Here is a 21962-nt window from a genome sequence, read left to right as displayed (position 1 = left end):
AATATTATAAGGCCTATACAATACATGGTTTAAACCTTTAGGATATCTAATTTATAATCAACTCATTCTATTATTAATTAATTTAACTTAAAGTGAAATGTACTTTCTTAAACTAATAATGTATATTATTATAAAGACAAGAATAAAATCTAATTCCAATAAATTGAGGTGTTGTAATGTGTGATTTAGGAATTACTCCCCAATGTTTTAATCCAAAAGTTTTTTATGTGGTTAAAAAAATGATGGATAGGGAAATAGACTATCACTGTCATGACCATATAGAACTTCACTATATTTTATCTGGTTCCTGTGTGTATAAAATAAATGATAATTTATATACTGTAAAAAAAGGCGATATCATTGTTCTTAATCCAAATATTCATCATAAAAACATTTTATCGGAGGAACAAGAAACTTTGGAGTTTTTAATAGGATTTACAAATATATATATCAAAAATCTTCCCAAAAATCATTTAATAAATGAAAGTGATGTCCCTATCATTCATCTTTTAAAATATCACAAGGAGTTTTTTGAAACCTGTAATTCCATTTTACTTGAGCAGCAAAAAGGCGATCCAGGAAATAACCTTATGTTAAAGGCTCTGGTTATGAAATGTATTATTTTACTGCTCCGCGAAACCCTTTGGAAAGAACAGCCAATAGAATTTCAAGGCTGTGATTTTGAATCCTCCAATAAAACTTATATCGTAAACCGTATTATTTCTTTTATAAATGAAAATTACATGGGTGAAATATCCCTCGGAAAAATTGCAAACAATATGTATCTAAGCTCCGTATACATCTCAAAGATATTTAAGGAGGAAACTGGGGAATCACCTATTAATTATTTGATTAAAACAAGGCTTAAGAAAGCTTTGGAAATCATGGAAACCAGTGATTTATCCATAAAGGAAATAGCGAAAAAAGTTGGGTATAGTGATGCTTACTATTTTAGTAAATTATTTAAAAAATACTATGGGTATCCGCCTTCTAGGCATAAATCACTAAAAAAAGCTGCACCTTAAATAGGTGCAGCTTTTTATACAAAGTCCTTATCAAGATTAATAACTATAGCCTTTGATCTTGTCATTGCTTCAATACTATATCTAATCCCCTGTGTACCAAGTCCCGATGCCTTTATCCCAAGGAATGGAAAATGATCCGGTCCTCTTTCGCTTTTATTATTTATTTGTACTGTTCCAACTTCTAGTTTCCTGGCAACTGCAAATGCCTTATCAATGTTTTTGGTAAATACACAGCCTTGAAGCCCATATTCTGATTCATTAGAAATTCTTATGGCATCATCTATAGTTTTCACCCTTATTATAGGAAGCACAGGTCCAAAGGGTTCCTCCCAAGCTAGCCTCATATCCTCAGTGACATTATCAAACACAGTAGGCCAGATGTATCTTTTTTCTCTTTTATTGCCTATTAGAAGCTTTGCCCCCTTATTAATTGCATCATCCATAAGTTCTTGTACAAAATCGGCTGCCCTATCGTTAATCAAAGGAGTAATTTGCGCATCATCTTCCGGTTTTCCTACGGTTAGCTTTTCTACTTCTTTTACTATTTTTGCTGATAATTCATCTGCTATACTATCCATTACTAATACTCTTTTAACAGCAGTACATCTCTGCCCTGAATAATTAAATGCTCCTTTTACTATGTTTTGGGCTGTTTCGCCTAGGTCACAGTCTTCTAAGACGATAGCCGCATCCTTTCCCCCTAATTCAAGTAAAAGTGGCATCATCGATGCTTCCTTGGCAATATGATGACCTACCTCAGTACTACCGGTAAAGTTAATCATATCAATATCCGAATGAGTAATAAGGTAGTCACCTATTTCGGAGCCTCTTCCTGTTACAATATTTAGCACTCCTGCCGGTAAACCTGCCTCACAGAAAATTTGACCCAAATACATAGCACTAATAGAGCCCTGGGTTGGGGGCTTAAACACAACACTATTCCCTCCAACCAAAGCTGGAGCAATTTTTGATATAGATAGATTAACAGGATAATTAAAGGGGGAAATACATAAAATAACTCCCAGTGGTACCCTCTCCACGAGGGATATTTTTGTTTTATCAAATCCCGGAAAAGCATCCCCATAGATTGTTTCTCCTGTCATTCTCTTGCCTGTTTCTGCGGTAAAATGCATAAAATCAACTGTACGTTTCACTTCGGATATAGCGGAACTTTTTGCTTTTGCAATTTCCTTTGCTAAAATATTGGCAATCTCTTCTTCATATTTTTCCATGATTCTTGCAGCCTTATGGATAATTTCAGCCCGCTCACTTATCGGCACCTTTCCCCATTCCTTTTGGGCTTTCCTAGCGCTCTTTATTGCAAAGTCTACATCATTTCTGCTTTGGGCTTGTATCTCGCCTATCAAAGAATCATCTACAGGGGAAAATATTTTTATCCTTTGCCCATCTTCAGATTCCATCCAGCGTCCACCGGATAGGTTTTTATAAATATTTCCCTCTTTAAAAATACATGAAAACATATAATCACCTCTTAAATGTTTTATTCCTTCATATAGAACTAAAGCTCTACCTAGCATCCTGAATGAAGTGAAGGATATTATATTATTCCAGTTCATGGAATTTTGGTTTTAAATATATGATTTTTATTATATCAGCTATTATTTTAATAACTGTGATTAAAGTCACATATTATCCTTATAACAACTTAATAATTTCTTTTATTTAGTATATACTTGCATATAATAAGCTGTTTCGTTAGAATAATATTATAATTAAAGTACAGGAGGAATCCCATGGAACTTGAAAATTTACTTATTGCTTTTGGATTAACACTGTTTGCTGGATTATCTACCGGAATTGGGAGCATAATAGCCTTTTTTGCAAAGAGAACCAATACAAAATTCCTTTCCATAAGCTTAGGATTCTCAGCAGGAGTAATGATTTATGTATCAATGATAGAAATATTCGTAAAAGCAAAGGATTCTCTTACTTTGGCCCTCGGCACCGTTAAAGGTTCCTGGCTTACAGTGATAGGTTTTTTTGTTGGAATGTTTTTAATTGCATTAATAGATGCATTCATACCTTCATCTGAAAATCCCCATGAAATGTATGAAGTAGAAGATATGGATAAATCTCATTCTTCTAATAATCAAAACTTACTCCGTATGGGGGTATTCACTGCTTTGGCTATTGCAATCCACAATTTCCCTGAAGGTCTTGCAACCTTCACGGCAGCTCTTAAAGATCCATCCCTTGGTATCCCTATAGCTGTGGCTATTGCAATTCATAATATACCAGAGGGAATAGCTGTTTCCGTGCCTATTTACTATGCCACAGGCAGTAGAAAAAAAGCCTTTATTTATTCGTTTTTATCTGGGCTTTCAGAACCCGTAGGAGCCTTGGTTGGATATGTTCTTTTATCTTTTATATTTAATGATGTTACCTTTGGGGTCTTATTTGCTGCCGTGGCCGGAATTATGGTTTATATATCCCTAGATGAACTGCTACCTGCTGCTGAAAAATACGGTGAACATCATTTATCCATATATGGAGTTGTAGCGGGAATGATTGTTATGGCTATAAGCCTACTCCTATTCGTATAAACTTAAAAGACCCGGAAATACCCATTTTTATTAACATATTATTATAAAATTATTACTTTTTCTTTACTTTTATGTTATAATAGTTTATATTTTTGGTAAAGTCCAACCTTAGTGAAATATAAATTATTTAGGGTGAGTCAAAATGATAAAAGTATCTAAAAAACGGAAAACTAAAATTTCACAACGTATTACCCTCATGTTTGTACCTAGTAATTCACAAAAAAATAATCAAGCTTTCTTTTTCACAATGGACCTCCTATGCAGTGGGCTTCTTCTTTATATGCTTACTAATATCCTTGGGAGGATCAATATTACTTTCCTTATCCCAACAAAAGAAAATTGGCATGTATGCCAACCAAATTCAAGCTCAACAAGAAGAAATATCCACCTTGTTAGAAAATAATGGAGAATATCTTTCTGAGATTTCCCAACTTCAAAGTAAAACGAGGGAAATTAAAAACGAACTTAATTCTATTGAAAATTTTAAGAGTCTAATTTATGAAAAGATTAATAATTCTACTTTCCCCAATCCAAGCCCAAAAAATTCTCCTATTTCCTTTAATGTATCTAGTATTGACTTAGAAATGCCCAAAGGTGGGGGGATAACCTCAACTTTAATGAAATGGCCCATGAATTAAATAGTATTGTGGATTCTAGTAATACCCAAATTAAAAATGAATTCAAATCATTGAAGGATTTAAATAAAAAAATCGATGCCCTTATACCCTATCTAGAAGCTTATCCCTCTATTTTCCCAGTTCAGGGAAGAGTAACTTCCGAAATGGGTTGGAGAAAAAATCCCTTTAATAGACGGGCAGATGAATTTCACTCCGGTATAGATTTTGCTGCTGATATAGGCACTGATGTTATAGCTACGGGAAAAGGAATCGTTACCTTTTCGGGCTATAATAAGGGTTATGGCTATTTAGTTACTATAGATCATGGCTTCGGCATTGAAACCCGTTATGCCCATAATTCTTCTTTACTAGTAACTGAAGGAGAATGGGTCAATCGTGGAGACATTATAGCCAAGTCAGGAAATACAGGAAATAGTACAGGTCCCCATGTCCATTATGAAGTTTTATTACATAACGAACCTCAAAATCCTAGGGATTTTGTTATAGACTAGGAGGTGTATAAAAAATGCTTTTTAAAAAACAGCATAAATTCGATAACTACTCCACTATTATTGGAGAAAATACAGTACTAGTATCAGATGTTTTAAAGGGTGAAGGTTCTGTTAGAATTGACGGGAAATATAAAGGAGATATATTTTTGGATAGCGATTTAGTTATAGGAGAAAAGGGAATTGTCGAAGGCTCAGTACAGGTAGAGAATATTGAAGTTGCCGGAATCGTCATTGGGGATATTATCTCAAAGGACCTAGTACATTTAACTGCTGATTCTAAAGTTAGGGGTAATGTTACATGTAGTTCTTTAGTGATTGATTATGGTGCAAGTATCTCTGGGTGCTGCATAGCTGGCAACCCCTCCGAATCCTCTATTAATAGTAATCCAAATATAACCGATTTAAAGACAGATACAAGTATTTAACTTTGTTTCAATTAAAAACGCCCCTTCCTAAAGGGGCGTTTTTAATATTTATCTATATTCTTATGCCATAAACATTGCTAAATCATCTTCTACATTGGTGATTCCGCCAATTCCAAAGTTCTCTACTAGTACTTTAACAACATTTGGTGAAAGGAATGCCGGTAGGGTTGGTCCTAAGTGGATATTCTTAACCCCTAGATATAATGGGGCAAGAAGTACAATAACTGCTTTTTGTTCATACCATGCAATATTATAGGAAATAGGTAATTCATTGATATCATTTAGTTCAAATACTTCTTTTAATTTAAGAGCAATAACTGCAAGAGAATATGAGTCATTACATTGCCCTGCGTCAAGTATCCTTGGAATTCCTCCGATATCTCCTAATTCTAATTTGTTGTATTTATATTTTGCACATCCCGCTGTCAGGATAACAGTATCTTCAGGAATAGCTTTTGCAAATTCTGTATAGTAGTCTCTACTCTTCATCCTTCCGTCACAACCTGCCATTACAAAGAAACGTTTGATAGCTCCTGACTTAACTGCATCTACTACTTTATCTGCGAGGGATAAAACTGTGTTATGAGCAAATCCTCCTACAATCTCTCCTCTTTCAATTTCTATTGGGGATGCACATTTCTTAGCATGTTCAATGATTTCTGTGAAATCCTTTTTTCCATCTTTAGCATCTTCGATATGTTTAAGTCCTTCAAATCCTACAGAACCTGTTGTATATACCCTGTCCCTATAAGAGTCTTTTGGTGGTACAAGGCAGTTTGTAGTCATAAGGATTGGTCCATTAAATTGTTCGAATTCTCTATCTTGTTTCCACCAAGCATTTCCATAGTTTCCTACAAAATGTAAATACTTTTTGAATGCTGGGTAGTAGTTAGCCGGAAGCATTTCACTATGGGTATATACGTCAACCCCTGTACCTTCTGTTTGTTTTAGAAGTTCTTCCATATCTTTTAAGTCATGACCACTGATTAAGATAGCAGGATTATTTCTAACTCCTATATTTACCTTTGTAATTTCAGGATGTCCATATGTTGATGTATTTGCCTCATCAAGAAGTGCCATTACATCCACCCCTACTTTTCCTGTTTCTAATGTGAGAGCAACCAAATCATCAGCTGACAAGGTATCATCTAGAGTGGCTGCCAAAGCCCTTTGTAAGAAAGCATGAATTTCATTATTTTCATAGTTTAGATTTAGGGCATGTTTGCCATAAGCTGCCATTCCCTTTAACCCATAGGTTATTAATTCCCTTAGAGAACGGATATCTTCATTTTCTGTAGCTAAAATCCCCACAACTTCTGCTTTTTTATCATATTCTGCTTCGCTTAATGTAAAGTTAGCCGCATCATGGTCAAGAGTCACATTACCCCCTGCATTTACTACTTTATTTTTAACTTCATCACGAATTTCTAATGCTCTTGTAATTCTCTTAATAAAGTCATTTCTATCGAAATTAGCATTTGTGATGGTTGCAAATAAATTTTCCATAATAAATTTATCTGCTTCTTTGCATTCTACTCCTACTTTTCTACCCTCTGTTGTATACATGGAGATTCCTTTTAGGGCGTAGATTAATAAGTCTTGCAGATTTGCAACGTCTCCCGTCTTTCCACACACACCCCTTACAGTACAACCAATTCCCTTTGATGCCTCTTGACATTGATAACAAAACATTAAAATTCCTCCTCTATTTTAATTTAATTATAAACTATTCATATAAAGTTAGTATGATTTCTAAGAATATAATAACACAAAGCAAAAAATAAATCCGTGATATTTATCACGGATTTAAAATATATAAAAATCTTAACCACATATGCTTTCTCTATTATTTAGAATTTTAGGTGTCTTTGGTGCTCTTATTCTATGGGCTACGGGAAGTCCGGAGCCGACAAGGGGGCGAACATAATATTTAAAATCATCAGTTATGTTGTTTCCTGCCTTATTAATAAAGTTATCGGCCATAACCTTTGTTTTGCCCGCTATATCTTCTAATTTTTTTAGTTCGTAATTAACAGAATAAAAACCTGTTCTTTGTATTGTTATGGAACCATCAATATTATACCATATAGCAAACTGAGCTGCCTTTTCTCCCACCTCCCTAGCTTCATATTGGTCTACATCGGAAACGCAGCCCATAAATGAGCGCTGTAAATATCCTAAAGTATCTGAGCGTACCCTTGATATATTTAGTTTTTCCTTAATATGTCTTGCCAGTAAATCTCCCAGGGCCCCTGTGCCTGAAAGCTGAACATTACCATGGGCATCTTTTTCAACATTTTCCATTAATTTTGTAATAATCGGGATTCCACTTTCATCTTGAATTCCCTCTGAAACAGCAATTACGCACCTGCCATATTTATCATATACCTTCTTTACATCCTTAAGGAAGCTATCAATATTGAATGCCCTTTCCGGCAGATATATAAGATGTGGCCCGTCATCTGGATACTTTTGGGCTAAACATGAGGCAGCTGCTAAAAATCCTGCATGTCTTCCCATCACCACTCCTATGTATATCCCGGGCAGAGCCCTATTATCTAAATTAGCTCCTATAAACGATTGGGCAACAAATCTAGCAGCAGAACCGTATCCCGGGGTATGATCATTTAGAACTAGATCATTGTCAATAGTCTTGGGGATATGGATAGCCCTAAACTCATAGTCAGATTTCTTTGCATTTTCATTAACTATACGCACTGTATCTGCAGAGTCATTGCCCCCTATATAGAAAAAATACCTTACATCATGGGCCTTTAGCACATTAAATATCTCCTTACAGTATTTTGCATCTGGTTTATCTCTTGTGGAAAGTAATGCTGATGAAGGAGTCCTAGCTACTTGTTCTAAATTATTGGTAGTTTCTTGGGTTAAATCAACGAAGTCTTCATTTATTATCCCGCTAACCCCATTTACTGCTCCATACACCTTTGTAACTTGAGTAAACTTTCTAGACTCTAAGACAACTCCTACGAGGGATTGATTGATGACTGCCGTTGGTCCCCCTCCTTGTGCTACAAGTACCTTCCCATCCAGTTTCATATAAATCCTCCTTTGTGTTTTCCATTATATGTATATTATACCAAATGCTTGTATTTATTTCCATTGTTTTTTCTAAAAGCTAAAACTTTATAGATTAAACCTTTCTTACATACAAAAAAGCCGATAAAATCGGCTCTTCTTATTTACTCTATACATTTTCATTTAATATATGTTACTGCTTGTTTCCCCATCTGCTTCCAAGAAGCATAAAAATCTTTCATAGGAACCTTCTGATTAGGTTTATCTTTTAATGGATTATTGATATATACATAATCCTTATCGTACCCTGTAATAAGTACAGAATGCTCTTTCATAGTAATATGTATAATCCCTTGGGGGGTATTCCATTCTTGAAAATAATCCGCACCTAACTCTTTAAAGCTGCCATTGGAAATCACCCAAACCGGGGTTTCCTGGCTAACAAAATACAATAAATCCTTCCAGTTACAACCTGTTAAATCTATAATCTGTCCAGGCAAATATTCCTCTGCCAATACCTTAATGGGCTTATGGTATACACCATATCCCTTGTTTTCGAAAGTATATATATCTCCCACAAATCCTACATTAGGATGGCCATAGTATATTTTACCATTCTTTTTTTCGTAGGGGGTATTATCCTTCTTAATCTCCTTAGCTAAAGTCATCTTATCTATTTTAATTCCGGCAAATTGAAGCATCATAGCAAGACTTGTAACCTCACAGCCCCTTGCTAATTCTGGCATCTGGGAAACCATAGGCACATTTAAAACCGTAGATTCCTTTATTTTAGCTGCATTGCTCCATATTTGCTTTTTAGTTTTGCCATCATAATAATATATATAAGCACTTTCATTTTTTCCTGCGTAGTTTGATGCCTCAGAAAAAGAACTAAAAGCCTTTAAATATTTATTATTTTGGTACACGATAAAGGGGATTTCACGGTTCCAACTTCCCTCATTACTAATAACATTAATACTTTCATATTCCCTATATCCTCTATATTCTCTATAAAATATGAAAATAAGTAAAACAATTAAAAGAAACATGAAATACTTCTTATAGGTTATATTTTTCATTTTCTCTATCCTTTATAAAATAGATTACACTATAATATATTTCCCTATATAGAAATTATTCCTGTTGCCTTGTCTCTCCCTTTTGTTCGGGTAAATATTTTACAAGAACCTTTTCCATAAAAAAAGAAACCATAAGGGCATAAAAACTCACCCCTACAAATAATATTGGAGGTAGTATGAATATGACAAGAAATAAGGTTGCCAATAGTATAACAGATATAATAGTCGTAAGAAGATGTTTATTGCCCATTATAAATGCAATCTTAAAGGCATTAAACAGGCTAAGATATAACCTAGATAATAAAGGAAAGATGTATATTCCTACAATAATCATTTGTAGTAAGACAGCAAATTGGAAAACGGCAATGGCACTTCCTAATTTTCCGAATATCCCTATGTTCGTTAAATTAAACTGGGCTATAACAATAACAACGACCATCAGAAGCCAAACAACTGAAGATTGTTTAAAATTCATTTTAAAGCTCTTCCAAAAATCCCTGAATATGTATCCCTCTTCCTTTCTAATTTTTTTGCCGGTTACATAAAACATAGCTGTTGTAGATGCTCCTATAGTAACAAAAGGAATACTAAAAATAATCCAAAGCATATTTAAAAATATAATATCAAAAACAAAGGTTCCAAATCGATTAAAAGGCCCGTCTAAATCAAATAATCCTCTTCCCATAAGTTTACCTCCATAAATCGTCATTTAAATTTAATACTTTTTTATTATAACATTATTTAAAATCTGATAAAAACACAATTTGTTTATTGGATTTTTTCGTTATTTATTCTCTGGAGATTAATAAATTCTACAGTTCCATTCCCATTCTGTTTGAATTGCAAATCCGCCCTACATCTTTCATGGGTTTGGGGTAGTACCATATCCATGGCCTTTATTATATTATTTTTTAGTAATTCACTAACAATTTCTGGAGTTATGGTCTGCCCATACTGCTTTATGCTATCTTTCCAAAGGGTAAACTTACATCCTGATTTCCATTGACTACAAAAAAAAGCTTTGCTATTTTCCCCAATTGTCCCCTTTTTACATAACGGACATTTTCCAAGTCCTTTTATTCTTTTAGTTAATTTATTTGTATTTTCTTTGGGGAATGTAATATCAGTTTCTGATTTCTCTGCTTTATTAACGATATAATAAACATACCTTACAATGCTTTCCATAAACCTTTTTGGTTCCATCTTGTTTTTTGATATGGACAAAAGGCCTTTTTCCCACTTTCCCGTGGTTTCCGGAGATTTTAATTCCTTTGGGACAACCTCTATTAACTTCATTCCTTTTTCCGTGGGATACAAGGCTTTCCCCTTTCTTTCTATATATCCTACCTGTATTAATCTTTCTATAATAGACGCTCTAGTGGCAGGAGTCCCCAGGCCACTATCCTTAAGTTGCTCTTTCAAATCCTCATCCTCAACAAATCTTCCTGCATTCTCCATGGCCGATAAGAGTGTAGCTTCTGTGTAGGGCTTGGGTGGAGTAGTTTTTTTCTTTTCCGCCACCGCATCCTTTACGGTAACAATATCCCCTTTTTTTAGGATTGGAAGCTCTTGTTCTTTTTCGTCCTTTTTGGTATCGCCTCGGTAAAATAACATCCAACCTAAACTCTTGATGGTTTTTCCTTTAGTAATAAAAAACTCATTTTCTACCTCGGTAAGAATCTTTGTTATGGTATATTCATAAGCCGGATAAAATACTGCAAAGAATCTCTTTACAATAAGCTTATAAATCTTTTTCTCATCCTCCGATAAGCTCTCCAACTTTGGGTAGGAATCTGTGGGGATAATTGCATGGTGGTCTGTTACCTTACTATCATCTACTATCCTTTTTGTTATAGGAAAATTGCCTTTTTCTAAAATAGGTTTAATAAATCTACTATAAGTCGGTATGTTAAGCTTTTCAAGGGTACTGGTAAGTACCGGAACCATATCGGTACTTACATAGCGGCTGTCAGTCCTTGGGTAGGTAATCATCTTTTTCTTTTCATATAAATCTTGGGCAATGGATAGGGTTTTGCTAGCGGAAAATCCAAAATTTTTATTTCCATCCCTTTGTAGTTCTGTTAAATCATACAGAAGTGGAGGGGCTTGTCTTTTTTCATCTTCCGTTATTTCTTCCACGATACCCTCTTTGCCAAGCACCTTTTCTACAATACTATTAGCCTTTTCTTCTTTGTAAATCTTTGTTTCATTTGACTTAATATCTGTCCAAGTTCCACTAAACCCATGAAAGTCCGCTTTAACTTCCCAATAGTCCCTAGGAATAAATTCATTAATTTCTTTTTGCCTTTGCACCAAAATACTAAGCGTCGGGGTCTGCACCCTTCCAATAGGCAAAAGAACATGATATCTAATGGTAAATGCCCTAGAAGCATTCATTCCCACTAACCAATCAGCCTCAGAACGGCATCTAGCTGAATAATATAGGGCATCGTATTCCTGCCCAGACTTTAGGGTTTCAAAGCCTTTTTTGATAGCTGCATCCGTCATACTGGAAATCCAAAGTCTTTTAAAAGACTTTTTACATTTTGCTGCTTCATATATATACCTAAAAATAAGTTCTCCTTCCCGTCCACTATCTGTAGCACAAATAAGAGAATCTATCTCTTTAGCATTCATAAGCTTTTTAACAATATCAAACTGTTTTTTTGTTTGCCTTATGGGCTTAATCTTCATTTCCTTAGGAATAATCGGCAAAGTCTCATAAGCCCATCTTTTATATTTAATATCGTACTCCTCAGGCTCTAATAAAGTGATTAGATGCCCTATAGCCCAAGTAACAATATAGCTATTTCCTATAATACAGCCATCTCCCTTCCCCTTGCAGCCGAGGACCTTGGCTATATCTCTCCCTACAGAAGGTTTTTCCGCAATCACTAATATTTTTCCCATTTGATTCATCCTTTGAAAATGTCTTTAGCTTATTTTAACATAAATCAAGGATTGATAGTAAGCTGTTAGTATATAAATTTATTATATAATTAAGTAATCCTATTAAAAAGCACTTCCGATTATCTTTAAATGATAATCAGAAGTGCTTCTACTTTAATGTGTCAAAATTTGCTCTCCAAATATCTTACCTGCTTCCCTTGCAGTTTCTAAACCTTCTCTACTAGAGAACTTTACTCTTAAGGGAAATACTGGGGTATCTACCCCCCTATTTATTATAAGGTATCTTTGATTGATTACAGTAAATCCAGCATCATTTAAATAGTCCTCCACATGGGTAATCCCTTCTCCACTCCATCCATAGGAACCAAAGGCTGCAGCACATTTCCCATTGTTATCAATATTTTTTAACTCTTTAAGGAGTTCTTCAACATTGCCCACCATATCGGCATATTTTGTTGAACTTCCTATTAAAATTCCATCTGAATCCTTAATTCTACTTATGATTTCATCTAAATTTGCATTTTTTAAATTAAATACGAAGGTTTCCACACCTGAAGTTTTAAGGCCTTCTACCAGTTCCCCTGCCACTTTACTTGTGTTTCCTGTCATAGTGGAGAATAGGATGGTTACTTTTTTACCTTTTGTAGAATCTTCTAGGGTACTCATTTCATCATATATTTTTATAAAATCCTTGGTATCTTTTCTTAAGATATAGCCATGGGATGGGGCAATGATATTAATATCTAAATTCCTTATTTTATCAAGCATCTGACGCACATAGGGTCTATGGGGTGCCATAATAAGCTTATAATAGACCTTGAAATCTTCGATATATTCACCCTTTGCCAAATCATTAAATAGCTCATCATTTGCTATATGGGTGCTAAAAATATCACAGGGGAATAAAATCTTATCTTCGATTTCATAAGTTATCATTGTTTCCTCTGTATGAAGATAAGGAGTTTCAAAGAATTGTAGGGTCTTTCCTCCTATGTCTAATGTACCTTTATCTTTTATGATGATGAATTCGCGGTTATGAAGCTTAAACATATTCTTTAAGAATTCACAACCCAATTTTGTTGTTACAATCTTAGCATTTTTTGCTCTTGCAGCCAGCGCGGGCAGTGCCCCTGCATGATCTGGTTCCACATGGTTAATAATAATGTATTCTATTTTTTCTAGATTTATCATTTCACTTAAATTATCCACATATTCTTTTGCAAAAGCAATGTCTACTGTATCGATAATGGTTGGTTTTTTGGTTTCTAAAAGATAACTATTGTATGTGGTGCCTCTTTCTAAAATAAGCCTGTGAAAAGGTACCTTTCTATCATCTACTTTCCCTACCCAAAATATATTTTCAGCTAATTTTACTTTTCCCATGTATATACCTCCATTTATTTATGATGTAATTTTCTTTTATATCTAAATAATACTGTATACACCAAAGTAAAACTGTGACCGTATTCATATTTTGTTAAAATTCATCATATTTATTTTGATTTCGAATTTCCTTTCTTTTAAAAAACAATTGTAATGAAATGAACCCAAGAAAAAACAGAGTATATCATCTTTCATGATACATACTCTGTTTTTTGATGTACTATATATGAATTCACGAACTTCGATAGCTTCATAGGGCGCTAATTTTATATTATTCATATAGTTTACCTCCCGACGATTATAGTATTATCGTTCTGTAAGTATTAATCCATGGAAAATAAAGCTATCAAATTTTTAAAAATAATATCGATTTAATAAATAAAAACATTGCTTTGCCTAAAGACTTCTAGCGTTGTAATAATATTCCATATAAATTCTTGAATTATAATAGCTAAAATGGAAAACCTAAATAATAAACTTAATAGTTATGCTATACATTTATTATTTAATAAGTTTGTTTTAGATTTTATTAATAAATTGGAGGTATTAAGATGGCTGATCAAACTATGGGCAATAGAAATGACAATGAAGGCAACTCAGGATTTGGACATGTAATAATGAGATTAATCGGAACAGCAATTGTTTTAGCTGTAACTGCTTTTTTAACCCCTGGTTTTAACATCAATGGTATTTGGGCACTTATCGTTGCCACTATCGTTATTGTTTTGGCGGATTATTTGATTGAAAAGTTAACTGGTATTGATGCTTCTCCCTTTGGAAGAGGTATTGTTGGTTTTATTGTAGCTGTAGCTATTATTTACTTTACTCAATTTATAGTAGCTGGTTTTAATGTATCCTTCTGGGGTGCGGTTATTGGGGCACTGATTATAGGAGTTATAAATGCACTTACACCTGGAAGAACAATGTAAATATTAATTAAGGGCGCCATAGGCGCCCTTAATTAATGATTTTGTCAATTTCGCTATTTATCTTATTAATGTCAATAGATTCTATCATCTCATCTTTTATGACATACTCTTCTTTTAAAGACAATATCCTGTATACACTTTCATCTATTCTTTCTTTTGATAATATTCCGTTTTCCACTGCACTTTTTAGTCTATTTAATACTTCTATCTCATTTTCATACCCATGGCAAACTAAAATAATATCACTTCCTGCATTTATAGATTTTACTGCGGCATCTCCAATGCCATAACTTTCAATAATTGCCCCCATAGTTAAATCATCTGTAATAACAATTCCTTTATAATTTAATTCTTTCCTAAGAATATCAGTAATAATTGTATTGGATAATGAGGCAGGATTTTCGGCATCTATCTGGTTAAAAAGAATATGAGCAATCATTATACCCTCTGCGCCATTATCTATAGCCACCATAAATGGTGCTAGTTCCAATTCTTTTAAGCTGTCTAGATCCTTATTCACAACAGGTAAACCTACATGAGAATCTATAGAGGTATCGCCATGCCCTGGGAAATGCTTTACAATAGGAATAGCTCCCCCATCCTTCATACCTTTCATTGCCTCTATTCCAAGCTCGCTTACTATTTTCACATCAGAACTAAAAGAGCGTTCCCCGATAACAGGATTGTCTTTATTACTGTCAACATCTAATACAGGAGCAAAATTCATATTAAAACCAAAAGATTTTATTTCTTTGGCAATTATTCTACCTATATTATGAGAAAGATTTTTATCATTTTTCTTCCCTATGGTTCTACTGTCTGGAATATCTAGCAACTCATTTGGCATCCTGCTAACCATCCCACCCTCTTCATCAACAGAAATAAACAGAGGAATCTTATTGTCAGAATTTAACCCCTTAAGAGCATTCGTTAATCCAAGAAGCTGGGTTGAATTTTCTACATTTCTGCCAAACAAAATTACTCCTCCTACATGATAGTTTTCTATTATATCCCTTATATTTTCATCTGGCATATATCCTTCGAAGCCAACTATCACCAGCTGACCGATTTTCTCATCAAGAGTCATCCTAGAAATCTGTTTCTCTATCAGATTTATCTCTTTCTGGTCTGGTGTATCATTATCCCCTTGTATTTGTTCTTTTATAGGAATTTTTTGTTTAGGTGAATCTAATTTAGAATCCTTGTTATAATCTTCTTGCTTTTTAGCCAAACAACCAGTAGCAAGAACAAAAATTACTATAAATAGTATAGAAGTTTTGAGTTTATACATTTTATCATTCCTTGTCTTATGATATATCATCAATTATTTTATCGGATACCGAAAAGAAAACAAGTTATTTTATTGATTTAATTTCCTTTTCAGATTAATCCCCAGAAATTGTTAAACTTATAAATTTGATTCAAATGTGGATATATGGACAAATACGCACCCTATTATATCATTTTATTAAATGCACTGATATAGGCTTTCATGGAGGACGTACTGATGTTACTATCAATCCCTGCCCCATAATAGCTTTTTCCATTTTCATCTTTTATTTGTATATAGGCAACGGCTCGTGAATCAGAACCTTGGTCTAGGGAGTGTTCATCGTAGGATACTACTTTGAAGCTTACTGGAGCATATTTTCTAATGGCATTACATAGGGCATCGATAGGCCCATTACCCCTTCCGCTGATTTGTTCTTCCATTTCATTATTCTTAATTATTGCGGAAACTACAACCTTATCATCTTCTGTATGAACATGATAATTTTTTAAAGAAAATGGCTTGTTAATATTCATATATTCCTGCACAAATAATTCATAAATCCTCTGTGAAGATAATTCCTCTTGTTTTTTATCGGATTCGTTGGTTATTATTATGCTAAAATCCTGCTGCATCTTTTTTGGCAAACGGAATCCAAAGTCATTTTCTAGGATATAGCTTACGCCCCCTTTTCCTGATTGGCTGTTGATACGGATAATGGGATCATAATTTTTCCCGATGTCCATAGGATCAATGGGAAGATAAGGCACCTCCCAATATCTTGGATTTTCCTTTTTGTATCTATCCATTCCTTTTTTGATAGCATCTTGATGGGATCCTGAAAAGGCGGTGTATACCAAGTCTCCTACATAGGGGTGTCTTAGGGAGACTTCCATCCTGGTCGATTCCCTAAAAATATCTACGATAGCATCGGCGTTGCTAAAATCCAATTCAGGGTCAATACCCTGGGAGAATAGATTCATTCCTATGGTAATGATATCGGCATTTCCTGTTCTTTCTCCATTGCCAAATAATGTGCCTTCTACCCTATCAGCTCCAGCTAAGATTGCAAGTTCACTGGCAGCAACAGCACACCCTCTGTCATTGTGAGCATGAACACTTATAATAATGGAATCCCTATTTTTAATCTTATCTCCAAAATATTCGATTTGATCAGCGTACACATTAGGGGTTGACATTTCTACTGTAGAAGGCAAATTAATAATTGCTCTATTATCGGGAGTTGGCTGCCATACATCTAAGACTGCCTCGCAAATTTCTATAGCATAGTCAAGTTCTGTCCCCGTGAAGCTTTCCGGAGAATATTCATATATGATACTGCCTTTTGGTCTTTCATCAGCAAATTGCTTTACTATTTTAGCACCTTCTACTGCTAAGGCTTTTATTTCTTCCTTATTCTTTTTAAACACAACTTTTCTTTGAAGAATCGATGTGGAGTTATATAAATGTACAACAGCTTTTTTGACCCCTTCTAATGCCTCAAAGGTCCTTCTTATGATATGTTCCCTAGCCTGAGTTAATACTTGTACGGTTACATCTTCGGGAATTAAATCCTCTTCGATTAACTTTCTTAAAAAAATAAATTCTGTTTCCGAGGCGGCAGGAAATCCTACTTCAATTTCCTTAAAGCCCATATTAACAAGGAACTGAAAGAATTTAACCTTTTGGTCTAAATTCATAGGAATCTCCAATGCCTGATTTCCGTCTCGAAGGTCTACACTACACCAAATTGGTGCCTTGGTAATTGTTTTACTAGGCCATTTCCTGTTTTCTAGTTTAATTGTTGGGTATGGTTTATACTTTTGATAATTCATACTTATTCCTCCTATAAATTATTTTAGACAAAATTAAAGGCCTATCATCCCTAATACTAGAGACGAAAGACCTTCTTCCGCGGTACCACTCTTTTTCATTCTACAAGGTAGAATACAACTTAAAAGATACTAACAGTAAGTATAAATATATCCCAAATAAAAAATCTTCCATCCCTAAAAGAGACGAAAGAATTCGTTATCCACTCTTTACAAAAAGCTTTAGAAGATACGAGCTAGATATATTTAGGTACTGCTGATATCCCATCATGTTAACGGTTGATTGCCGTCCCATCCTACTAATTTTCAGTGAGCAACTCCAAGGCGAGTTCAATTTTTTTCAGATACTGTTTCACACCATCCAACAGTTCTCTATAATCCTCTAAAAATCTACTATTCCTCTTCATAGTTTTTAATAATTTGAATTGTTAATTACTATAGCATGGATATTTTTGAAAGTCAATAAGAAATTTGATTTTTCATAGAATATTTTTCTAATAAAAACAACCATGCTTTTTCTTCATTTTTCTACAAATCATTATCATTTTTCAACTTCTTTGCATATATTAAATTACATAGGACATCTATTTTATTTTCACTTACATAGGGAGGTGCTATAATGAGAAAACCCAATAGGATCAAACAAAATTTAATTAAAAACCATAAAAAGATCAAAACCCCTTTTCAATTGTTAAAAAGAAAATATGATAAACTTGAAATCATCTGTGATTTAGCACCCATAGGACTATGTATCGTAGATGAGCAGGGAGTATTTGAATATGTTAATGAATTTTATTGTAAGTTATATGGATATACGGAAAAAGAACTCCTAAAGAATCATTTTTCAATTATTATTCCCCCCGAGATTAAAAATGACCTTATTATCCAACATCAAGAATTTATGAGGAATCCTTCTACGACTACAAAAGAATTCAAAGTTGTAAACAAAAATGGGATTCAGTTTTCAGTTATGGTAACTTCGATATATTTCATAGATAAGGACAATTCCCCAAAAAAGGCCTCCTATGTCATTGATATTACAGAAAGGAAAAAAACAGAGGAAGATTTTCGATATCTAGCTTACCATGATCTTCTCACCGAGCTGCCTAATAGAAAGTACTTCACAGAGGCTTTAAAAGCCGCCATTGAAAACTCCGATGATTCTATCCATATGCTTGCTATTATGTTTCTAGATTTAGATAAATTTAAACATGTAAATGATATATTCGGGCATTCTGCAGGAGATTTGCTTCTTCAGTCCGTAAGTAATAGGCTTAAAAAAGTCCCTAATAATAACTATACACTAGCTAGATTTGGCGGAGATGAATTCACTATACTCTTACCTGAAGTCTATCATATTGAAAATATTATTAGAACAGCTGAAAAAGTCAAAGAGCAATTTGAGAGGCCCTTTTTCATTCAGGGAAGAAAGGTATTTATGACAATTAGTATCGGAATAAGCATTAGCCCCTATGATGGAAATGATTCTGAATCTCTTCTAAGGGCTGCGGATATAGCTATGTATAACGCTAAAAGTTTTGGTTCTAATAACTATCAATTTTACACTTCTCCAGCCAATATCACATCCTTCACGGAATTTGCATTAGAAAATGGCCAACACCCTTAATCTTAGCGTAATACCTGAAGGCATAGAAACGAAGGAACAACTTTATTTTTTCAAAGAACTTCTAGGTTTGGCTAGTACCTCACATTTGGAGGTTAGTAAGGAAGGGGCTAGGCTTCAAAATAACACTTCAATATTCAATAGTAATCTATGTACAAAAGCTCAAGGGTTTTATTTAGCCCCCTGTTCCTGCAAAAGATTTAAGGTGCTCCTTAAAAGTAAAAAATATAATATATAGCAAAAAACCAAAAACATGGAATGACAAGTTTCCATGTTTTTACATTATGCATAGTATACTATTGTACTAAATAAATATCTTTGCCGCGTCTAACATTGCGTAAAGGAGAGTTATACTATGAAAGCCATTTATATTCCCCTAAATAAAGTAAAAATCAATCAAGTATGTATTATCCAAGACTTAAAGGCAACAGGAACTCAAAGAAGAAGAATGCTTGATTTAGGTTTTATCAAAGATACAGAAGTAAAAGTCATGCGTCGCAGCCCCCTAGGGGATCCTACAGCTTATATGGTTCGTGACACCATAATTGCCCTAAGAAAAGAAGAGGCATCAAAAATCTTAGTAAAAGTTGTTTAATTAAGGAGGATTGCTATGGGATTAACCTGCAAATCTTGTAAAAGAAAAGCCCTGATTGACCTATACAATATAGAAAAGGCATCCAATAAGCAAATGGTAGTTGCCCTAGCCGGCAACCCCAATACAGGAAAAAGTACCATATTCAATGAGCTAACAGGTTTAAAACAGCATACTGGAAATTGGCCTGGCAAAACCGTTACCAATGCCAAAGGTACCTTCAAAAGGAAGGATAAAGAATTTATATTGGTTGATTTGCCGGGAACTTATTCTCTACTTGCAAATTCGGTTGAAGAAGAAATAGCAAGGGATTTTATATGTTTTGGAAAACCCGATGCTACGATTGTAGTTGTAGATGCTACTTGCTTAGAAAGAAATCTCAATCTCGTTCTCCAAGTGATAGAAATTACAAATAATGTAGTATTATGTGTAAATCTTTTGGATGAGGCAAAAAAGAAGCAAATTAAAATCGATTTAAATGCCCTTTCTAAAGAATTGGGAATTCCTGTAGTAGGGACTATTGCTAGAGATAAAAAGGGCTTAGAAGAATTAATGAATGCAGTTTACGGGGTATGTGCCAATAAAATTATTCCAAACCCAAAACATATCACTTATTCCATAGAAATAGAGGAAGAACTGGAAAAAATTTTGCCTACTATAGAGCCCTTGGTTCAAAATGATTTTAATCCCAGGTGGGTAGCACTTAGAATGCTGGATGGAGATAAAGGCATCTTGGATAAAATATACAATTATGGCAGCCGCAAAGGAGGATGCTACCATGCCCAGTAAGAACTCCGCGACTACTTCGGATATTTTTAGAGATTATATGGTTACCACCCTTTATAACCGTGCAAAGGAAATATCAGAAAAAGTTGTAATCAAACCTAAAGAAAAGACTAAAAACTGGGATGAAAAATTAGATTCACTCCTTACCTCTAGATGGGCTGGTTTTCCTATTATGCTTCTCATCCTTACTATTATCTTTTGGATTACTATTGTAGGGGCTAATGTCCCCTCCACAATGCTAGCTAATGCTCTATTTTGGGTAGAAGATAGATTAACGGAAGTATTCCTATACTTTAAGGCTCCCGATTGGCTTCATGGAATCTTAATTCTTGGAATGTATCGTACTGGGGCATGGGTTATATCTGTTATGCTTCCTCCTATGGCTATATTCTTCCCTTGCTTTACCCTTCTAGAAGACCTAGGCTATCTGCCAAGGGTGGCGTTTAATTTGGATAGATTATTCAAAAAAGCTGGGACCCATGGAAAACAAGCTTTAACCATGTCTATGGGATTCGGATGCAATGCAGCAGGGGTTGTCGCCTGTCGCATCATTGATTCCCCCAGAGAAAGGCTTATTGCGATTCTAACCAATAATTTTGTTCCTTGTAATGGAAGATTTCCTACTTTAATAGCCCTATCAATGATATTTATGGGGGCTGCAGCTAATTCCTCTTTAAGTTCTTTCCTTGCCTCCGGCATGGTTATAGGGCTTGTGCTTGTTGGAATAGGTATTACATTTATTGTATCCTTTTTATTATCTAAGACGGTATTAAAAGGAACACCTTCTACCTTCAATCTTGAACTTCCCCCTTATAGAAAACCTAAAATTGGTAAGGTTATTATAAGGTCTATATTTGATAGAACTATATTTGTTTTGGGTCGTGCCGTAGCTATTGCCCTTCCTGCCGGTGTTATCACTTGGTTGGTTGCTAATATTATGATAGGAGATACAAGTATATTAACCTATGTAGCTGACTTTCTTAATCCTTTTGGATTAGCTATAGGGCTTGATGGGATTATTCTCTTAGCCTTTATCTTAGGTTTACCTGCTAATGAAATTGTGCTGCCTATTATTTTTATGGGTTACCTATCAACTGATGCTATGATTGAGATAGATTCTATTGTAGAAATGAGAAATCTTTTTATTTCTAATGGCTGGACCATCCTTACATGTTTAAATGTAATGCTATTTTCCCTTCTTCATTTTCCTTGTGGCACAACTCTTTGGACTATAAAAAAAGAAACCCAAAGTATAAAATGGACCTTGGCTTCCTTTGTGATTCCCACTATAATTGCTATTTTAATATGTTTTATCACCACCAAAATAGCTTATATTTTTAATCTAATATAATATGGGTCGGCAGAAAGGCCGACC

The 21962-nt window shown here is 34.3% G+C and carries 20 protein-coding genes and 1 other annotated feature; of the genes, 10 read left to right on the top strand and 10 right to left on the bottom strand.

Annotated elements, in window-relative coordinates; genetic code table 11:
• Positions 1-176: 176 nt before the first annotated feature.
• Positions 177-1025, top strand: coding sequence for an AraC family transcriptional regulator (locus GX308_00405; protein ID NLK20557.1), 849 nt, complete (start codon positions 177-179; stop codon positions 1023-1025).
• Between the two features lie 14 nt (positions 1026-1039).
• Here GX308_00405 and GX308_00400 read toward each other — a convergent pair whose 3' ends face one another.
• Positions 1040-2506 (bottom strand): NADP-dependent glyceraldehyde-3-phosphate dehydrogenase, encoded by a 1467-nt coding sequence (locus GX308_00400; GenBank protein NLK20556.1) that lies wholly within the window; start codon positions 2504-2506, stop codon positions 1040-1042.
• A 273-nt stretch (positions 2507-2779) separates the two neighbouring features.
• Between GX308_00400 and zupT the strand changes: the two genes are divergently transcribed.
• The 4 genes from zupT (at position 2780) to GX308_00380 (ending at position 5143) form a co-directional block, all read left to right on the top strand.
• Positions 2780-3589: a zinc transporter ZupT gene (gene zupT / locus GX308_00395; GenBank protein ID NLK20555.1), complete on the top strand. Its 810-nt coding sequence runs from the start codon at positions 2780-2782 to the stop codon at positions 3587-3589.
• Positions 3590-3933: 344 nt separating this feature from the next.
• Positions 3934-4227: a hypothetical protein gene (locus GX308_00390; GenBank protein NLK20554.1), complete on the top strand. Its 294-nt coding sequence runs from the start codon at positions 3934-3936 to the stop codon at positions 4225-4227.
• Positions 4228-4235: 8 nt separating this feature from the next.
• Positions 4236-4718, top strand: a complete 483-nt coding sequence (locus tag GX308_00385) for a M23 family metallopeptidase (protein NLK20553.1) — start codon at positions 4236-4238, stop codon at positions 4716-4718.
• 14 nt (positions 4719-4732) lie between these two features.
• Positions 4733-5143, top strand: a complete 411-nt coding sequence (locus GX308_00380; protein NLK20552.1) for a polymer-forming cytoskeletal protein — start codon at positions 4733-4735, stop codon at positions 5141-5143.
• Between the two features lie 60 nt (positions 5144-5203).
• Here GX308_00380 and hcp read toward each other — a convergent pair whose 3' ends face one another.
• From hcp to GX308_00345, 7 genes are all read right to left on the bottom strand, one after another.
• A complete protein-coding gene (hcp, locus tag GX308_00375; GenBank protein ID NLK20551.1) occupies positions 5204-6841 on the bottom strand; it encodes a hydroxylamine reductase in 1638 nt (545 codons plus the stop codon).
• A gap of 126 nt (positions 6842-6967) precedes the next feature.
• Positions 6968-8203, bottom strand: a complete 1236-nt coding sequence (locus tag GX308_00370) for a 6-phosphofructokinase (GenBank protein NLK20550.1) — start codon at positions 8201-8203, stop codon at positions 6968-6970.
• 158 nt (positions 8204-8361) lie between these two features.
• A complete protein-coding gene (locus tag GX308_00365; protein NLK20549.1) occupies positions 8362-9231 on the bottom strand; it encodes a hypothetical protein in 870 nt (289 codons plus the stop codon).
• 85 nt (positions 9232-9316) lie between these two features.
• On the bottom strand, positions 9317-9946 hold the full coding sequence (locus GX308_00360) for a DUF624 domain-containing protein (GenBank protein ID NLK20548.1): 630 nt from the start codon (positions 9944-9946) through the stop codon (positions 9317-9319).
• A gap of 83 nt (positions 9947-10029) precedes the next feature.
• Positions 10030-12171, bottom strand: a complete 2142-nt coding sequence (locus GX308_00355) for a DNA topoisomerase 3 (protein ID NLK20547.1) — start codon at positions 12169-12171, stop codon at positions 10030-10032.
• Positions 12172-12324: 153 nt separating this feature from the next.
• Positions 12325-13554 (bottom strand): FprA family A-type flavoprotein, encoded by a 1230-nt coding sequence (locus GX308_00350; protein ID NLK20546.1) that lies wholly within the window; start codon positions 13552-13554, stop codon positions 12325-12327.
• Positions 13555-13638: 84 nt separating this feature from the next.
• Positions 13639-13833, bottom strand: coding sequence for a hypothetical protein (locus GX308_00345; GenBank protein ID NLK20545.1), 195 nt, complete (start codon positions 13831-13833; stop codon positions 13639-13641).
• 287 nt (positions 13834-14120) lie between these two features.
• Between GX308_00345 and GX308_00340 the strand changes: the two genes are divergently transcribed.
• Positions 14121-14483 (top strand): phage holin family protein, encoded by a 363-nt coding sequence (locus GX308_00340; protein ID NLK20544.1) that lies wholly within the window; start codon positions 14121-14123, stop codon positions 14481-14483.
• 28 nt (positions 14484-14511) lie between these two features.
• Here the strand turns inward: GX308_00340 and nagZ are convergent, their stop codons facing one another.
• The gene (gene nagZ / locus GX308_00335; GenBank protein NLK20543.1) at positions 14512-15774 is read right to left on the bottom strand and encodes a beta-N-acetylhexosaminidase; all 1263 of its coding nucleotides are present in this window, start codon (positions 15772-15774) and stop codon (positions 14512-14514) included.
• 164 nt (positions 15775-15938) lie between these two features.
• Entirely contained in the window at positions 15939-17588 is a 1650-nt protein-coding gene (leuA, locus tag GX308_00330; GenBank protein NLK20542.1) for a 2-isopropylmalate synthase, read from the bottom strand.
• A gap of 55 nt (positions 17589-17643) precedes the next feature.
• Positions 17644-18001: a binding site (T-box leader), on the bottom strand.
• Positions 18002-18204: 203 nt separating this feature from the next.
• Here leuA and GX308_00325 point away from each other — a divergent pair.
• From GX308_00325 to GX308_00310, 4 genes are all read left to right on the top strand, one after another.
• Complete coding sequence (locus GX308_00325; GenBank protein NLK20541.1) at positions 18205-19212, top strand: diguanylate cyclase; 1008 nt, start codon at positions 18205-18207, stop codon at positions 19210-19212.
• 352 nt (positions 19213-19564) lie between these two features.
• Entirely contained in the window at positions 19565-19804 is a 240-nt protein-coding gene (locus tag GX308_00320) for a ferrous iron transport protein A (protein NLK20540.1), read from the top strand.
• Between the two features lie 15 nt (positions 19805-19819).
• Entirely contained in the window at positions 19820-20590 is a 771-nt protein-coding gene (locus GX308_00315) for an iron transporter FeoB (protein NLK20539.1), read from the top strand.
• Positions 20553-21938: a ferrous iron transporter B gene (locus GX308_00310; protein NLK20538.1), complete on the top strand. Its 1386-nt coding sequence runs from the start codon at positions 20553-20555 to the stop codon at positions 21936-21938. The genes GX308_00315 and GX308_00310 overlap by 38 nt, the downstream gene beginning before the upstream one ends.
• Positions 21939-21962 lie beyond the last annotated feature (24 nt).

The sequence above is a fragment of the Candidatus Epulonipiscium sp. genome (assembly GCA_012519205.1).
In the GTDB taxonomy this organism is placed as follows: Bacteria; Bacillota; Clostridia; order Lachnospirales; family Defluviitaleaceae; genus JAAYQR01.
Note: the sequence above shows the minus strand (reverse complement) of the source record. Positions and strands in the feature narration are given on the sequence as shown.

Bases quoted from the DNA above. Each gene is read 5' to 3' on its own strand.
- GX308_00405 (NLK20557.1), top strand. From the start codon at position 177: ATGTGTGATTTAGGAATTACTCCCCAATGTTTTAATCCAAAAGTTTTT.
- GX308_00400 (NLK20556.1), bottom strand. From the start codon at position 2,506: ATGTTTTCATGTATTTTTAAAGAGGGAAATATTTATAAAAACCTATCC.
- zupT (NLK20555.1), top strand. From the start codon at position 2,780: ATGGAACTTGAAAATTTACTTATTGCTTTTGGATTAACACTGTTTGCT.
- GX308_00390 (NLK20554.1), top strand. From the start codon at position 3,934: ATGTATGCCAACCAAATTCAAGCTCAACAAGAAGAAATATCCACCTTG.
- GX308_00380 (NLK20552.1), top strand. From the start codon at position 4,733: ATGCTTTTTAAAAAACAGCATAAATTCGATAACTACTCCACTATTATT.
- GX308_00370 (NLK20550.1), bottom strand. From the start codon at position 8,203: ATGAAACTGGATGGGAAGGTACTTGTAGCACAAGGAGGGGGACCAACG.
- GX308_00365 (NLK20549.1), bottom strand. From the start codon at position 9,231: ATGTTTCTTTTAATTGTTTTACTTATTTTCATATTTTATAGAGAATAT.
- GX308_00360 (NLK20548.1), bottom strand. From the start codon at position 9,946: ATGGGAAGAGGATTATTTGATTTAGACGGGCCTTTTAATCGATTTGGA.
- GX308_00355 (NLK20547.1), bottom strand. From the start codon at position 12,171: ATGGGAAAAATATTAGTGATTGCGGAAAAACCTTCTGTAGGGAGAGAT.
- GX308_00350 (NLK20546.1), bottom strand. From the start codon at position 13,554: ATGGGAAAAGTAAAATTAGCTGAAAATATATTTTGGGTAGGGAAAGTA.
- GX308_00345 (NLK20545.1), bottom strand. From the start codon at position 13,833: ATGAATAATATAAAATTAGCGCCCTATGAAGCTATCGAAGTTCGTGAA.
- GX308_00340 (NLK20544.1), top strand. From the start codon at position 14,121: ATGGGCAATAGAAATGACAATGAAGGCAACTCAGGATTTGGACATGTA.
- nagZ (NLK20543.1), bottom strand. From the start codon at position 15,774: ATGTATAAACTCAAAACTTCTATACTATTTATAGTAATTTTTGTTCTT.
- leuA (NLK20542.1), bottom strand. From the start codon at position 17,588: ATGAATTATCAAAAGTATAAACCATACCCAACAATTAAACTAGAAAAC.
- GX308_00325 (NLK20541.1), top strand. From the start codon at position 18,205: ATGAGAAAACCCAATAGGATCAAACAAAATTTAATTAAAAACCATAAA.
- GX308_00320 (NLK20540.1), top strand. From the start codon at position 19,565: ATGAAAGCCATTTATATTCCCCTAAATAAAGTAAAAATCAATCAAGTA.
- GX308_00315 (NLK20539.1), top strand. From the start codon at position 19,820: ATGGGATTAACCTGCAAATCTTGTAAAAGAAAAGCCCTGATTGACCTA.
- GX308_00310 (NLK20538.1), top strand. From the start codon at position 20,553: ATGGCAGCCGCAAAGGAGGATGCTACCATGCCCAGTAAGAACTCCGCG.